General features: G+C 43.0%; 17 protein-coding genes. 2 read left to right on the top strand and 15 right to left on the bottom strand.

The window, feature by feature from the left end; genetic code table 11:
- Positions 1 to 19: 19 nt before the first annotated feature.
- The gene (sigK, locus tag ABC374_RS16620) at positions 20 to 742 is read right to left on the bottom strand and encodes an RNA polymerase sporulation sigma factor SigK (RefSeq protein WP_034308596.1); all 723 of its coding nucleotides are present in this window, start codon (positions 740 to 742) and stop codon (positions 20 to 22) included.
- 184 nt (positions 743 to 926) lie between these two features.
- Between sigK and ABC374_RS16625 the strand changes: the two genes are divergently transcribed.
- Positions 927 to 1121 (top strand): hypothetical protein, encoded by a 195-nt coding sequence (locus ABC374_RS16625; protein ID WP_413018981.1) that lies wholly within the window; start codon positions 927 to 929, stop codon positions 1119 to 1121.
- Positions 1122 to 1427: 306 nt separating this feature from the next.
- Here the strand turns inward: ABC374_RS16625 and ABC374_RS16630 are convergent, their stop codons facing one another.
- From ABC374_RS16630 to ABC374_RS16655, 6 genes are all read right to left on the bottom strand, one after another.
- On the bottom strand, positions 1428 to 1568 hold the full coding sequence (locus ABC374_RS16630) for a YrzI family small protein (RefSeq protein WP_072273247.1): 141 nt from the start codon (positions 1566 to 1568) through the stop codon (positions 1428 to 1430).
- A gap of 486 nt (positions 1569 to 2054) precedes the next feature.
- On the bottom strand, positions 2055 to 2321 hold the full coding sequence (locus tag ABC374_RS16635; RefSeq protein WP_350299534.1) for a YrhC family protein: 267 nt from the start codon (positions 2319 to 2321) through the stop codon (positions 2055 to 2057).
- A gap of 113 nt (positions 2322 to 2434) precedes the next feature.
- Complete coding sequence (locus ABC374_RS16640; RefSeq protein WP_350299535.1) at positions 2435 to 3571, bottom strand: bifunctional cystathionine gamma-lyase/homocysteine desulfhydrase; 1137 nt, start codon at positions 3569 to 3571, stop codon at positions 2435 to 2437.
- A 1-nt stretch (position 3572) separates the two neighbouring features.
- A complete protein-coding gene (locus tag ABC374_RS16645; protein ID WP_413018984.1) occupies positions 3573 to 4496 on the bottom strand; it encodes a PLP-dependent cysteine synthase family protein in 924 nt (307 codons plus the stop codon).
- 94 nt (positions 4497 to 4590) lie between these two features.
- On the bottom strand, positions 4591 to 5286 hold the full coding sequence (mtnN, locus tag ABC374_RS16650) for a 5'-methylthioadenosine/S-adenosylhomocysteine nucleosidase (RefSeq protein ID WP_101222634.1): 696 nt from the start codon (positions 5284 to 5286) through the stop codon (positions 4591 to 4593).
- A 16-nt stretch (positions 5287 to 5302) separates the two neighbouring features.
- A complete protein-coding gene (locus tag ABC374_RS16655) occupies positions 5303 to 5941 on the bottom strand; it encodes a class I SAM-dependent methyltransferase (RefSeq protein ID WP_413018987.1) in 639 nt (212 codons plus the stop codon).
- A 160-nt stretch (positions 5942 to 6101) separates the two neighbouring features.
- Here ABC374_RS16655 and ABC374_RS16660 point away from each other — a divergent pair, with 160 nt between their 5' ends.
- Positions 6102 to 6314 (top strand): DUF2536 family protein, encoded by a 213-nt coding sequence (locus ABC374_RS16660; protein WP_048682770.1) that lies wholly within the window; start codon positions 6102 to 6104, stop codon positions 6312 to 6314.
- 65 nt (positions 6315 to 6379) lie between these two features.
- Here the strand turns inward: ABC374_RS16660 and ABC374_RS16665 are convergent, their stop codons facing one another.
- The 8 genes from ABC374_RS16665 to mltG all read right to left on the bottom strand — a co-directional run bounded on the left by ABC374_RS16665 (position 6380) and on the right by mltG (position 14749).
- Positions 6380 to 7084, bottom strand: coding sequence for a YrrS family protein (locus ABC374_RS16665; protein ID WP_413018989.1), 705 nt, complete (start codon positions 7082 to 7084; stop codon positions 6380 to 6382).
- Positions 7085 to 7171: 87 nt separating this feature from the next.
- A complete protein-coding gene (locus tag ABC374_RS16670; protein ID WP_350299539.1) occupies positions 7172 to 8923 on the bottom strand; it encodes a peptidoglycan D,D-transpeptidase FtsI family protein in 1752 nt (583 codons plus the stop codon).
- 122 nt (positions 8924 to 9045) lie between these two features.
- Positions 9046 to 9522, bottom strand: a complete 477-nt coding sequence (gene greA / locus ABC374_RS16675) for a transcription elongation factor GreA (protein ID WP_101222638.1) — start codon at positions 9520 to 9522, stop codon at positions 9046 to 9048.
- Positions 9523 to 9826: 304 nt separating this feature from the next.
- Positions 9827 to 10465, bottom strand: a complete 639-nt coding sequence (gene udk, locus ABC374_RS16680) for a uridine kinase (protein ID WP_034308619.1) — start codon at positions 10463 to 10465, stop codon at positions 9827 to 9829.
- A 1-nt stretch (position 10466) separates the two neighbouring features.
- On the bottom strand, positions 10467 to 11738 hold the full coding sequence (locus ABC374_RS16685; protein WP_144479406.1) for a peptidase U32 family protein: 1272 nt from the start codon (positions 11736 to 11738) through the stop codon (positions 10467 to 10469).
- Between the two features lie 32 nt (positions 11739 to 11770).
- Entirely contained in the window at positions 11771 to 12700 is a 930-nt protein-coding gene (locus ABC374_RS16690) for a peptidase U32 family protein (RefSeq protein WP_350299540.1), read from the bottom strand.
- Positions 12687 to 13352 (bottom strand): O-methyltransferase, encoded by a 666-nt coding sequence (locus ABC374_RS16695; protein ID WP_350299541.1) that lies wholly within the window; start codon positions 13350 to 13352, stop codon positions 12687 to 12689. Before ABC374_RS16695 ends, ABC374_RS16690 begins: the two co-directional genes overlap by 14 nt.
- 260 nt (positions 13353 to 13612) lie before the next feature.
- A complete protein-coding gene (mltG, locus tag ABC374_RS16700) occupies positions 13613 to 14749 on the bottom strand; it encodes an endolytic transglycosylase MltG (RefSeq protein WP_350299542.1) in 1137 nt (378 codons plus the stop codon).
- Positions 14750 to 15172: the final 423 nt, after the last annotated feature.

Here is a 15172-nt window from a genome sequence, read left to right on the forward strand (position 1 = left end):
CTCTTTGACTTTAACATTCCTATCCTTTAGCTTTCTTTTCCTTTTCTTTTTCTGCTCTGTAAAATTCGTGGAACATCTTCATCAATGCACGTTTTTCGATCCTTGATACATAACTGCGGGATATGCCAAGCTCCTTAGCGATTTCCCTCTGGGTTTTTTCCTTTTTCAAATCCAGTCCGAACCTGCCTACAATGACTTCCTTTTCGCGTTCATCCAAAATATCAATATACTTTTTCACTTTTTCTATTTCCATATTGAGCTGAATCGTATCGATGACATCTTCCGATTCCGATTTCAGTACATCGATTAAACTGATTTCATTTCCTTCTTTATCCTGACCGATCGGATCATGCAGGGAAATATCTTTCTTCGTTTTCTTTGTCGCTCGTAAATGCATCAGGATCTCATTCTCAATGCATCGTGCCGCATATGTGGCCAGCTTCGTACCCTTCCCATCCGAATAACTCTCAATGGCCTTGATCAAACCAATTGTCCCAATCGAAATCAAATCCTCTGTATCTTCGCCCGTATTCTCGAATTTCTTGACGATATGGGCAACAAGCCTGAGATTATGCTCGATCAGGATGTTACGGGCATCACCATCACCCTCACTCATAAGCTTCAGATATTTCTTTTCATCCTGAGATGACAGAGGCTGGGGAAAAGCGTTGTTTTTCACATAGGAAACGAATAAGTAAAATTCTTTGATAATATAACCGACAACTGTAAGTATTCCGGGCATTGGTTTCATCCCCCGTTTCTTTGGTTTCCCTATTCATACCTATGCAGCAGTGGGCTTGTTCGTGTCTGTCCCACTAAAAGAAATCAGGAAAGTGTTAAATGTTCAAACCAGCCTGGAGGAATTCCCAAACGAAGGAAGGCAAATGTTCATGATAGGGAATTTTTTAGGGAAGGGGGTTTTTACGATGCGATATAACTATGGACCATACGGATGCAGCTATGGTTATCCGGCTCCGGTTCCTGCGCCTTGCTATGCAGGGTCCGGTTACGGCTTTGGTTATGGCCTGTTTATTGTCCTCTTGATTTTATTGCTCATTTTCGGGTTTTGGTGGTTGCCGGGATGTGGATTTGGTTATGGAGGATCAGGTCCGTGCTGCTGATTCAGGCAAAGAAAAAAACTCGGCCCGAGTGCCGAGTTTCCCCCTTTACATATTCATCTCTACCGTTGCAGTTCCGAGTTAGCGTCATAACAACATACCTTCAATTTTATCATGTTTCCAATGGCCTCTTCCGCTGTACATATATACATACAAACGCTGGCAATACACCGGCAGATCCGTTAGCCGGTATCCTTCTCCTGCCAATAGCAACGCTTCTCTCCTTTTACATAAAACAAATTCAACATTTTAACCTCCACCTTTCTTTAAATTTTATTTTAATGAACGGGATACCAACCTCGTATGTTTTTAGAAAAATGGACGGTGCTTCATCGCTTTATCTAGATGTTCTTCTCGAATCTTGTGAATTCTCTCCTGCTGCAAACATTCCTCGGCAGTCATTTTTTTCATTTTAATCGTGATTGTGAAAAAAAGCATATTCAGTGTCATAATATCACCTCCTTTAAAGGGGCGGCCCATCAAAAAGGCATAAAAAGGCCGCAGAAAGTTAAGTTCTCCTGCGGCTTCTTTTTGAAAATATAAAAAGGCCGCAGGATAAAACACTTCTCCCTGCGGCCGCTATGTTTGAATGATTAATAAAGCCAAATTGCTTTAGAAATATTCCGCTTGGCACAGGTCGAATGTTATTTGATTGTCATTTGAAACGGACCGGCTAATAGTGACGACTCCATGTAGATACAATGTCATTTTCTTCGACCTCCTTTGGAATATTTTTTATTACTTGGTAAGTATATCCACAAATCCGATATTTGTAAACGGCTTTTGCCTATTTATTTGAAAATTTCGATCTTTTTACCCATTTTCAAGAGCTATTATTACCTAAAGGAGGTAAGTGGTATGATAATCTGCCCCTTAATGGGCAACACCAACAGAAAAATAAAAAAACCTGATTCCATTAAAGAATCAGGTTTGCTTTTATTGTTTTAAAGAGTCCTGGTCATCCATTTCGGCCAAGATCTTTTTATATTTTTTGGATAATGAGAAAAATACTATGGATATGCCCAGGAATGTTATTGTCGCTCCCATATAGACATATGTGTCAATGATCGCTTTGTCGCCAGAGGGAAGGATGGTTCCTAAATAGAAGAACGAACCTACACATAACAAAGTGATCGCAAATTGTTTAAAATCGACCATTTTCGAACGCAGCATTGCCGCCGTTTGCATTTTGCGGTTTTTCATGCCATTCCACCTTCTTTCAAGCTAATAAGATATCGATATCTCATTCTACCATATTTATTCCAAATTCCAGGGTGTAAATAATGGCAGTAAGCTTGGAAGCGTTCCCTCTCCGATTATCCTTGTAGCGCTTGTTCCAAGTCTTCCAACAGGTCTTCAACATCTTCCAGGCCAACTGAAATGCGAATCAACCCATCGGTTATTCCAAGCTCTGCACGGCGCTCAGCCGGAATGGAGGCATGTGTCATCAAGGCTGGAATCGAAATTAAGCTCTCCACTGCTCCCAGACTTTCCGCAAGTGTAAAGAATCTCACTTTATTCAAAACGGATGCGGCTTTTTCGGCACTGCCGACATCAAATGAAACCATACCGCCGAATCCACGCGATTGTTTTTTGGCAATATCATGATTTGGGTGGTTTTCAAGACCAGGGTAATAGATTTTCGAAACGTCTTTATGCCCGGATAGGAAACGGACGATTTCGGATGTGTTTTTTTCATGTTCTTCCATCCGGATACCCAGCGTTTTAATGCCTCGCATCAGCAGCCATGAATCCTGGGGCCCTAGCACGCCTCCTGTAGAGTTTTGGATGAAATGAAGGTCATTGCCAAGTTTTTCATCATTCACCACGACAAGACCCGCTACAACATCGCTGTGTCCCCCCAGGTACTTCGTAGCGCTATGAAGCACGACGTCGGCTCCAAGTGTAAGTGGATTTTGCCAGTATGGCGTACTGAAGGTATTATCAACAATGGTCAGGATGCCGTTTTCTTTAGCTATTTTTGATACTTCCTCCAGATCGGTGATTTTCAATAATGGATTCGTCGGGGTTTCTATGAACAATGCCTTCGTATTGTCTTTTATCTCTTTTTCGATCGAGTGCATGTCACTCGTATTGATGAACGTAGCCTCCACCCCGAAGCGGTTAAGCACTTTAGTGATGACCCGGAAAGACCCTCCATAAACGTCATCGGTCATCAATACATGATCACCTTGATTGAACAGCATCATAACCGCGGTCATCGCTGCCATTCCTGATCCGAAGGCAAAGCCTCTTTTTCCTTCTTCTAGATCCTTGATCAACTCTTCGAGGGCATGGCGGGTTGGGTTGCCTGTACGGGAATATTCATATCCCCGGTGATCTCCCGGTCCATCTTGTTTATATGTGCTCACTTGATAAATCGGCACCGAAACCGCTCCTGTTTTTTCATCACCAACAATGCCGCCATGAATCAATTGTGTTTTTTTTCTCATTTCAAATACCTCCTTGATAAATTTTTTTGCTTAAGTATCGTTCACTGGAATCCGGAAATATGACGACGATATTCGACCCACGGGAAGCCTTCGCTGCTTCTTTCATGGCCGCTGCAAATGCCGCGCCCGAAGAACTGCCGACAAGGAGGCCTTCTTTAAGCGCCAATTCCTTTACCATATGGAAAGCATCATGATCGCTTATCGTATGGATTTGATCAAAATACGTTTCATCCATATAGGTTGGCAAAAATTCCATCCCGATGCCCTCTGTTTTATGGGGTCCTGCTTTGCCGCCGTTTAAAATCGATCCTTCTGGTTCGACAATGACCGTTTTGACAGCAGCGTTCTTTTCTTTTATATATCGCGATGTTCCCATGAATGTCCCGCCCGTCCCGGCACCGGCAACAAACACATCTACATCGCCCTCCATCTGTTCCCATATTTCAGGTCCCAGCGTTTTATAATATGCTTCAGGATTGGATGGGTTGGCGAATTGCTGAGGACAATAAGATCCCGGAATTTCAGCCAGCAGCGCCTTAGCCTTGGCAATCGCTCCTGTCATTCCTTCCTCTGTCGGGGTCTGGATCACATTCGCTCCAAGAGCACGCATCAATTCCTGTTTCTCTGCACTGAATTTCTCCGGAACGCAAAAAATCACGTCTACGCCACTGTTTATCGCAGCCAACGCCAAGCCAATTCCAGTATTTCCGGCAGTCGGTTCGATGATCGTCCCGCCCTTTTTCACCTTCCCTGTCTGTAACGCTTGGGCTAACAATTCTTGACCAAGCCGATCCTTCACACTGCCTCCCGGATTAAAGTATTCCAGTTTGGCAAAGATGCGGACTTCATCCGGAAGCGGGAACTGGGTGATTTCCATCATCGGTGTTTCCCCTATCAACTCATGAATGTTTTGAAAGACTTTCATATTCGGACATCCTTTCATAGTTATCCTACCAATTTAATAAGAATTATGCAATAAAGAATGATCAGCGGAAAGGCTTCCGCTGATCACTTACCATTCATTTCATTTTTTCGACCATTTTCAAAATCAGTGCCGCTGAATGAAGAGCCGCAGTTTCCAGGAATTTATCAAAGGAAATATTGGACTCCTTACCTGCGATATCCGAAAGGGAACGAATGATGACAAACGGTGTTTTGAATTGGAAGGCTACCTGTGCAATGGCTGCCGCTTCCATTTCCACCGCATATAAATCAGAGAATTTCCCTCTGACGAATTCAACCCTGACAGGATCATTCATGAAAGAATCCCCCGTAACGATCAACCCTTTCGCCACTTGAATATCCTCGATTTCTTTTGCTGCTTCTTCTGCGATTGCGAGAAGCTTTTCATCCGGGATGAAAGCTGCCGGAAGCTGAGGGACTTGACCGTACTCATATCCAAAAATCGTCACATCGACATCATGGTGGCGAACTTCCGTGGATATGACCACATCCCCTACATTAAGTGCTGGATGATATCCGCCGGCAGAGCCAGTATTGATGACTGCATCCGGTTTGAATTTTTCTAACAGAATCGTTGTGGACATTGCCGCATTCACTTTACCGATTCCCGATTTAAGCAAAATGACCTCGACACCATTCAGTGTTCCTGTATTAAACTCGGAACCGGCAATGGTCACCCGCTCCAAACCTTCCAATTTATCACGTAAAATCGTAACTTCTTCTTCCATTGCTCCGATTATGGCTACCTTCATTAGTAAAAACCTCTTCCTATAATTTTTCCGCCTCCATAATCCAGACAAATTGATTGCAGCGCTCGAAGTTCACTTTATATCCATTTGCTTCAAGTGCTTTTTCCAAAAAAGGAATAGTAGTATAATATTCCGTTTGCAAATCGTTCGCCAAATTATGAAAGCCTGCCTGCCTTGCATCTTTAATCGCTCGTTCATGAGCTTCCCTTGATTGATACATCGTATCCGCAAACACTATTTTACCACCAGTATTCAGTAACTTTCCATAGTTGGCTATCGCTTTTTCTTTTTCTTCATCGGTTAAATGATGAAACGCATACGTGCTCACGATCGAATCAACCTGTTCCGGCTTCGGAAAATCGATAAAATCCCCATCTGCAATTTCTGTTTTTCCACGCAGCTTGCTTACCGCTATTTCCCTCATCGCAGGTGAGGGTTCAATTCCCGATACCTTTAGGCCTTTCATCAAAAGCCTTTCCGTCAAATTCCCGGTACCTACGCCGAACTCCAGCACATGACCATGAGCCCGGTCCGTGACGCTATCCAATATCCTATCATAATGTTTAAAAACCTCTTGATACTCAATATCGTGTCCACTAACCGTATCATCATACGATTTCGACCATTCTTCAAATAAATCGATAAATTCTCTGCCCATTTTTAATCACCTTTTTATGATAAGATAATAAAACCTATAAGCATAATATGAAATAAACGCAGAAACAGTTCTTGTTTTTTAGGCAAATCCATCATTCGGTTCAGATTCGGCGAAAATGGTGTTAAACTAACAGTATCTAAAATGTTGGAGGGGAACAGTCATGAGTTTTCAACTTGACTTAAACTTATTCGAAGATAAAATAGAATTTTTCGAGGCAGAAAGCATCAAGAATCTTGAAGAAAAAATCCAATCACAAATTGAAATCAATAAAGCGATCATGCTCCAGGTGGAATCCGTATCACACCAAATGTATGTAAGTGAGGAAGGCAGACGTTTTTATAGTGCAGTCGTCCACTTTAAAGCAAAAAAGTGATCACGATGAAAAACCCCCGAAATGCGGAATACCTTTCGGGGGTTTTAAGTTTATGATTTTGAACATTACCTTTTATCGTTTGTCTTCAGCTCTTCGACTTTTACAGGCTTCCAACCTGATCCGTCCACCCATTCAATATAAACACGGAAGGTCTTAGGACTATCTCCTTCTGAAACGGTTCCGATTGCCGTATTGGGCGAACCGCCGTTTTGCAGCCACCATATTCTCATGCTGCCTTCATCGATCCCAGCCCCAGTTGCTATGGCTTTACTCATTTCATTCCAATCGACCGAGTCCTTATCGAAGCTTGTAGTGTGTTCCCCGGATTGCTCAGTTCCTACTGGTTCCCAGCCCTCACTCGTATATGTGGCCGCAACATTGCCATCGCCGCTGCCTTCCACTTCCACAAGTTCGGCATCCCCTGCTTTTTCTGGATCTGCACCATCTTCTGCCTTCTCTTCTGAATCTTCCTCTGTTGCTTTACTATCTTCTTCTGAATCTTCCTCTTTTGCTTCACTATCTCCTACTGCGTCTTCCTTCTCTGAATCCGTTTCTTCCTTTTTGCCAGCAGGCTTGTCCGCTACCTTCCCTGAATCTGTATCGGCGATTTGCTTTGGTTCTGTCGTGGCTTTTTTTGTTTCGGTGCCATCGTCACTTAAGAAAATCGTGACTGCGACAATGACGATTAAAATGGAAACAATGGTGATAGCAATATTATATATTTTATTTACTTTTCTTTTTTGATCTCTCTGATTAAAACGTGAGCCCAAGGTCCATTCCTCCCTTACCTTTTCTTACTGCCTCATTTTAACATGATTTAGCTAGAGATAGAAGGGAAGGGTTTCCTACACTTTTCGTCAATTCTCGCTATTGTCCTGGTCCTTGGAGTACAGGACTTTTACAATATCTGAAAAAAGAGGCGTCATGCTGGAACTGTTTTCCTTTGTTTCAAAACTTACGGTAACAAGAGCATATTTGGGATCTTTATATGGAAAGTAGCCCGCAAACCATTTATTGAGCTCCCCTTTTTCGATATTGGTCTGAGCTGTTCCAGACTTGCCGGCGACCTCAACAGGCAAATCTCTCAAGGCAGCGCCCGTTCCTTTCTCTTCCGTCACGACCTTCCTAAGAAGATGCTGCATCTTCATCGCCGTATATGGAGACAGTGTCTCGCCGCCAATACTTTGATTGGGAAAATCGACTACGGTCGTACTGTTGTTAAATTCGACCTTTGAAACGGCTTTGACCTGTTCCTTCTTGCCGCCGCGGGCAATCGTAGCCATCATATTCGCTATAGCGAGCGGTGTCGTTTGGACATCCTGCTGGCCAATTGCCGTTTTGGCAATCATTTTCGGATCTTTTTTTAAATCGTCATCATGCCAGACCTTACCGGCTTGTTCATGATGCAACTGAGTGACTTCGGTGTGATACACATCCCCTTGCCAGCCCGTTTCACCAACCAAACCTAACATTTCAGCATATTTATCCAAAAATTCCGGATCCTTCTCAGCTATTTCCTGTGACAATTCGGCAAACGTCCTGTTGCAGCTTTGGGCAAAGCTATTTTCAAAATTAAGCATGCCCAGTTCCCTCTGTTTATCCGTTTTCCCGTCTATCGTCAAATTACAATTAAATGTCCGGGTGTGACTAGCGGCTTCATAATCGATTGCAGCTGCTGCCGTGACCGTTTTAAAGACGGAGCCCGGTGTTTTTTGAGTCAGCATCATATTGACGGCCCCTTCGCCATTCGGATCTTTTATATTAAGCGCCGGACGTGATACCATTGCGACGATTTCACTTTTTTCAATATCGATCAGTACAAGACCGCCTTTTTTTATCCCGCGGTCATCGACGAGCTTCTCCGCTTTTTCCTGAATTTCTTTATCGATCGTCGTCACGACCTTCACCGGGTAAAGCGGATTTGCAGGTTCCACATATTTAACATCGACACCGAACATTGGTCCTCCGCTGGCGTCCACGTGAAAAACGAGCTTCGATTCCCCAGCGGAAAGCAAGAACTCATCGAAGGTCCTTTGCAGCCCCGTATTGCCTATTTTCGTTTCAGGGGATAAATTCATGTCAGGATAACGTTTTTTCTTTTCTGCATCTGATATATTCGTCGTGCCGATCAATTGCGCTGCAGGGGTTTGATCATGATATAATTTCTCGTTCACGGCAAAGACCCCGGGAATCTTCAGTTCATTGATTGCCTTCGATTGGCTCGATGTCAACTCTATCGGTTCATCCCCGCCAAATACGAATGGTTCCTCTGCCAGTTCTATCGCCCGTTTTAACTCCGCTTCCGATTTGCCTATTATCGAGGCCACTTCATCTATAGGCCATGTCATTTTTTTCAAAAATGGAAATAGGACGAGCGTTGGGATTTCTTCATGTGCAAGCGGTTCTCCATTTCTGTCATAAAACTTTCCGCGTCCATCATCAATCTTTAATATCTGTGAACGCTGATTCACGCTTGCTTCTAATAGGTTCACATCATGCTTTGAAAAAGATTCTGTCGATACAAGTTGGATATAGGCAAGCCTGCCTATGAGCATCAGCATGAAAGCGGTCAAAAAAAGAGCCAGCAACCTCATTCGTTTCTTTTTCATAAAATACACCTCGTAACCATTGTTGACGAGGTGCGAATTTTTAAACAATTATGAACAAATTTAACGCGGCATTTTTCCGATAAAAAATAGGATGCCCCATGGACATCCCCTTTTGCATTTAATTAGTCGATGGAAACAATCTTGACGCTCATTTCGCCGCCAGGAGTCATGATAGAAACCTTGTCGCCGACCCTTTTTCCTATCAGGCTTTTCGCGATCGGGGAATCATTGGAGATTTTCCCTTCGAATGGATCCGCTTCAACGCTTCCTACGATGGAATATGTTTCTTCGTCACCATTTGGAAGCTCAACGAATGTTACCGACTTTCCAAGTGAAACTGTATCTGTATTCGAATCATTGCCTTCAATGATTTTTGCATTACGGATCATGTTTTCGATTGTTGTAATCCGTCCTTCAACGAAAGCCTGCTCTTCTTTTGCGGAATCGTACTCTGAGTTCTCGGAAAGGTCCCCAAAACTGCGGGCGATTTTGATTCTTTCCACCACTTCTTTACGTTTAACCGTTTTTAACTGTTCCAGTTCCTGTTCAAGCTTTAACTTACCTTCAATAGTCATTGGATATTCTTTTTCAATTGCCAAAACCCTTCACTCCTTCAAATTCTTTACAGCAAGCATTCGCTGTCACAAGTTTATGTACTATATAGTGCTTAACCCTGAAATCAAGTCAGAATATATAATTGCGCGACTTAAAAAGTACGCGCTTCGATACTAAGAAACATCCGTTCCTTAGTATATAAACCGACTGCGGTGTGCAGCCGGTTCGTTCTGTATCAAGAATAGAGTATTGCGTTTTCCAACATTTGTCCAGTCTTTCCCAATAAATAGTTGGGATTATTTAAATAAACGGAGGAAAATGGCACCTATCATTATTTATGCTATGTTATTACAAAAAAGACTTTTGTTCAAGGATTGTTTGAATTTTTGTCACCATGAGGTCAATTGCCACATGGTTTTGACCGCCTTCCGGAATGATGATGTCGGCATAACGCTTCGTCGGTTCTATGAACTGATTATGCATCGGGCGAACGACACTGATGTATTGTTCGATGACGGAATCTATGGAACGGCCGCGTTCTTTAATATCACGGGTCATCCGACGAAGGATCCGCAAGTCTGCGTCCGTATCTACATATAGCTTCATATCCATCAAGTCTCGGAGGCGCTCGTCCTCCAGCACAAGAATCCCTTCAAGGATGATGACATCCTGGGGTTCAACTGTAATGACTTCTTCCGAACGCGTATGGATCGAATAATCATAAACCGGTTTTTCTATCGTTTCATAGCGCAGCAATGCGTTAATGTGATCGATTAGCAAATCATTATCAAATGCAAGCGGATGATCATAGTTCGTTTTCAAGCGCTCTTCAAAAGGCAGATGACTTTGATCTTTATAGTAATAATCTTGTTCGATCATCAAGATGGAATGTCCTTGAAAGAATTCAAAAATGGAACGGGTAACACTTGTTTTACCTGATCCAGACCCTCCGGTAACTCCGATGACCACTGGTTTCTTTCTTGTCATGTCAATTCTCCTTCCGCATCATATTGTTCACATAAACTCTATTATCTACTTGAATGCGGACAATTTGAAGCGGATGGCGGGCTGCCTCCAGCTCCTTACCTGACTCATCCCAGATCGTACCGATTTTTTGAGTGAAGTTTTCGATTTCCGGTCCAAAAAACTCCACTTCATCTCCAGGCTTGAAGAAGTTACGTTGCTGCATGGTAACGATTTTAGTTTCCTCGTCGTAATCAAGCACCAACCCTGCGAAGTCGAAGCGAGTCTTTACGGTATGATTCCCGAACATTTGCTGTTTATACCCAGGAATTTCACCTTCCATGAACGATGATGCCGTCTCACGATTCGCACACTTATCAAGCTCTTCCAGCCATTCTTGTTTAATCTTGAAATTGTCCGGATCGGCACAATACGCATCAATCACTTTACGATAGACGCTGACAACTGTTGCAATATAATGAATGGACTTCATTCTTCCTTCGACTTTTAAGCTGTCTATGCCAATTTCAATCATGCCTGGCAGTGATTCAATCAGCTTCAAGTCTTTTGGACTCATTGCGAATGGTGCATCTTCTTTATCGAATAAAGCCTTTTCCCCGTCTTGATCCAACTCATATAAATCATAATCCCAACGGCAAGACTGACAGCAGCCGCCGCGATTCGAATCACGCGCCGTCATATGGTTCGAAAGGGTGCAGCGTCCAGAATAGGCAATGCACATGGCTCCATGAACGAAAGCCTCGATCTCGATATCGACCTTCTCCTTCATTTCACGGATTTCATCAGCACTCGTCTCACGTGCCAAAACAACACGCTCCAAGCCTTCCTCTTTCCAATACTGAACAGCCTTCCAGTTCGATAGGGATTGCTGTGTGCTTAAATGGATCTCGACGTTCGGAGCGACCCGTTTACAGGTTTCGATGATTAATGGATCGGCTACGATGATACCATGAACCCCAGCCTCCTGAAGTCCTTCCAGGTATTCATCCAAACCATCTATATTTTCATTATGAGCGAAGATATTTGTCGTTACATATACTTTAGCGCCATACTTTTTAGCGAATTCGACGCCTTCCTTCATTTCCTCAAACGTGAAGTTGCCGGCATTGGAACGAAGACCATATTCCTGACCGCCAATGAACACGGCATCCGCGCCGTAATGGACGGCAATTTTTAATTTTTCAAGGTTGCCGGCCGGAGCCAGCAATTCCGGTTTTTTTACAATGACTCTCTTTCCATCAACGATCTTGGAAATTTTATCAGCAATAGCATTCAAGGCTATTCCTCCTCTTTCTCTTACCCTTTTCTTTAATAAACCGATTCTTTAAAGAAGAACCCGGTATCCAACTCGCGATTATCCGGCTGAACCGCTTTGACTTTTTCAAAGAGCTCAGATTTAATATCATCATAGCGGTCAGGGTCTTCAGCACATACGTCAATCGCTTCCCGATATAGCTTTGTCATTTCAATGATATATTCCGGTGTTTGCAATAGCCCTTCGATTTTCAGTGAATCGATTTCCGCTTCAATCAATTCCTGAAGTTCATCAATCATGCACATATCATTCGGACTCATGATATGTGTGCCATTTTCATCCTCATAAATCGGGTATTTATTTTCACGTTCCTTATCATGCAAGAACATACTTCTATTTTCCTTCCGATTTTCCACTTCCATTGCCTTGCCTTGGTATTCAAAGTAATTACCTAGAAGCGTACGCTTCGATTGGAACATGCATGTCATGCCGTGCACTTGCACTTCCATCTCCACTTCGGCATTTTCCTTCATTTCCACTATCTCGTCCAGACTTATCTCACGGGCAGCCACGGCACGGACAGCACCGCGTTTCCCCCAGTAATTACATGTATACCAGTTCGTTACCGTCATCTCTGTATTCCAGTGCAGGGGCATATCAGGTGCCACGGCACGGACAGCCATTAAGACTGCGGGATCACCGAATATGATCCGATCGGCACCAGCTTCTTTAAGGAAGGTGACATACCCTTCAAGCTCGTCCACTTTTTCATTATGAAATATGGCGTTCATGGATACATACACTTTCTTGCCCGCAGCATGTGCAAGCTCAATCGCCTTCTCGACAGCTTCACGTTTGAACTCTCCTGCCAGCCTTAGTGCATAACGTTGTTCGCCAATGACGAAGGCATCAGCGCCGGCATCGATGAGTTCTGTTATATGTTCGACACTTGTCGGAGTCACGAGTAATTCAGGCTTTTTCATTTTTGTCACCTCTATGTTTACTTATGGCCACACCATCACCAATCGGCAAAATTACGGTATCGAAATTGGGATGGTCATGTAACCAGATGTTAAAATCTCTGATTTTTTTGATGAGAGCTCGCTTTCTTCTCGTCATTTCCATTTCTTCAATGTTTTCGGCAACCAGGCCTTTGAATAAAACATTATCAGTAATGATGATGCCAGCACTAGCAAGGAATGGTTCAAACAGTTCAAAGAATCGCTTGTACTGCCCTTTAGCTGCATCAACGAAGATGATATCAAACGGACCATGTTCCATGACTTTCGGCCCAGCTTCAAGGGCATCCCCTTCAATGAGGGTGATCCTTTCCGACAGTCCCGCCTTCTTGAAGTTAGCTCTTGCCTGCTCAATACGGGCTTCATTCCGTTCAAGTGTGACGATACGAGCATCCGGAAGGGTCTCAGCCATCCTTATAGCCGAATAGCCAATCGCCGAACCTACTTCCAATATCGCCTTTGGCTGATGAAGCCTTAATATCTGTAGCAGTACCTCAATGCCTTCGGGCTCCATGATCGGCACATTATTTTCCAACGCAAAATCTTCCAACTCCTTAAGCAAACCCGTACGCTCCGGAATTAAGGAATGAAGATATTGTTCTATTTTTCCGTTCAAAACGTTTCCTCCAATTATAAGGAAAACAAAAGCGCTTGGTCAGTAACATGAAGAAATTGATAGGTCAATTTCTTCACAAGGAGCAGCTGAAACAAGTATGCTTGACGATCTACATTTCCTTATCTTTCAAAATAAAACCCGGCATTCGCCGAGTTACGTCACCGATAGGAATCGGATCTAAAATTCACTTGTACTATTCTATCATAAAAACAAGGGGAAAGTAATATCTCTCCCCCCTCAGTCTCATTGCATTTTTTTATTTATTTATTGGAAATATGCTCTGCCTTTTTGATATTGTGGTCATCCAAGGTCTTCGAGTAAAGGACTTCCCCTTCAGGTGTTGCCAAAAAGTATAGGTAATCCGTTTTCTCAGGTTTCAGTACCGCATCGATTGATGTCGTTCCGGCATTTGCAATCGGCCCTGGAGGCAGCCCCTTATTCTTATACGTATTATAAGGTGATTTCACCTCAAGGTCTTTATAATACACCCTGCTCTTATGTGAACCTTTCGCATACAAAACGGTCGGATCCGTTTGAAGCGGCATCTCTTCCTCAATACGATTGTAAAAGACGGAAGCTATTTTTCCGCGATCGACCTGTGCCGTCGCCTCTTCTTCAACAAGCGAAGCGAAGGTCAGCATCTCATGTACGGAATAATCGTTTTTGTCCATCTGGGTCTCGTATGCCTGCAATGTCTCTTCGGTTTTCTTCAGCATCTCGATGACGATCGATTCCAGTGTCGGCTTTTCCTCATAAAAGTCATAAGTAGCTGGGAAAAGGTATCCTTCAAGCGGATATAAAACCTTTTCATTTTCAATTTCCGAGGTCAAGAGCTGCGGAAATTTCTCTTGCATGGCATTAACGAATTTCTTATCATTCAATTCCTTAAATACCTTTTTCGGATCTTCACCCGTCTTGACTGCGATGATATCGGCAATTTGGACAAGCTGCTTTCCTTCAGGAATCGTAATCTTCATTGCAGCTTCCTTCATGAGTTTTCCGGTTTTGATGCTTGTGACGATATCTTCAATTGGCATGGAAGGTGATAATTTATACTCACCTGCCTGAAAACCGGATTCATTGCGGAATTTAATATAATATTTGAATACGCGTGCGTCCTTGATTATCCCCTGCTCTTCAAGCAGTGTCGAAATTCCGTTAACGGAAGAACCGATTGGGATTTTCACTTTCTTGATGGTGTCATCTTCGGGATCGACTGGTTTCATGGCTGAGTTGATATATAAAAAGCCCACAAGACCAACTATCCCAATTAGTACAATAAGCGAAGCTATCGTAATCATGATGATTTTACGAACCAGCTTGGCTTCTCCTTGCTGTTCTAACAATTTCATTCGGATATGTTCCTTTTTAGATAAATTTTTATCCTTTTCATCCATTTTCATTCCCCCTGCAAACTCACACCAACTACAGAATGGTTTCTAGATGATGCTTTCTCTAATTAATCTTTGCTTCGAACATTATACTAAAATCAACAAATAATTACATGTTTTTTGCAAAACTACATTCATCAATACTCTATTTATGGCAAAAATGCACTAGTTTTGTCAATATACAGGTATTATTTAATAGGAAAATAGTGATATATTTGTCTAAGTTTTTTTGAGGGTATATTGATTTCCGCTCCAGGCACTCGCTTTCCGCGGGCGGTCCGGGAGCCTCCTCGGCTACGCCTGCGGGGTCTCCCCTAGACGCGCTTTTCCCTCAGGAGTCTCGCAACTTACTCTCCAATCAACTTTGTTTTAATTATTTACTCAGCTTAAAAATTTGTTCCCTGCATGTATTAGGCATTTCAAGAAATG

Source organism: Peribacillus phoenicis (genome assembly GCF_047238085.1).
In the GTDB taxonomy this organism is placed as follows: Bacteria; Bacillota; Bacilli; order Bacillales; family DSM-1321; genus Peribacillus.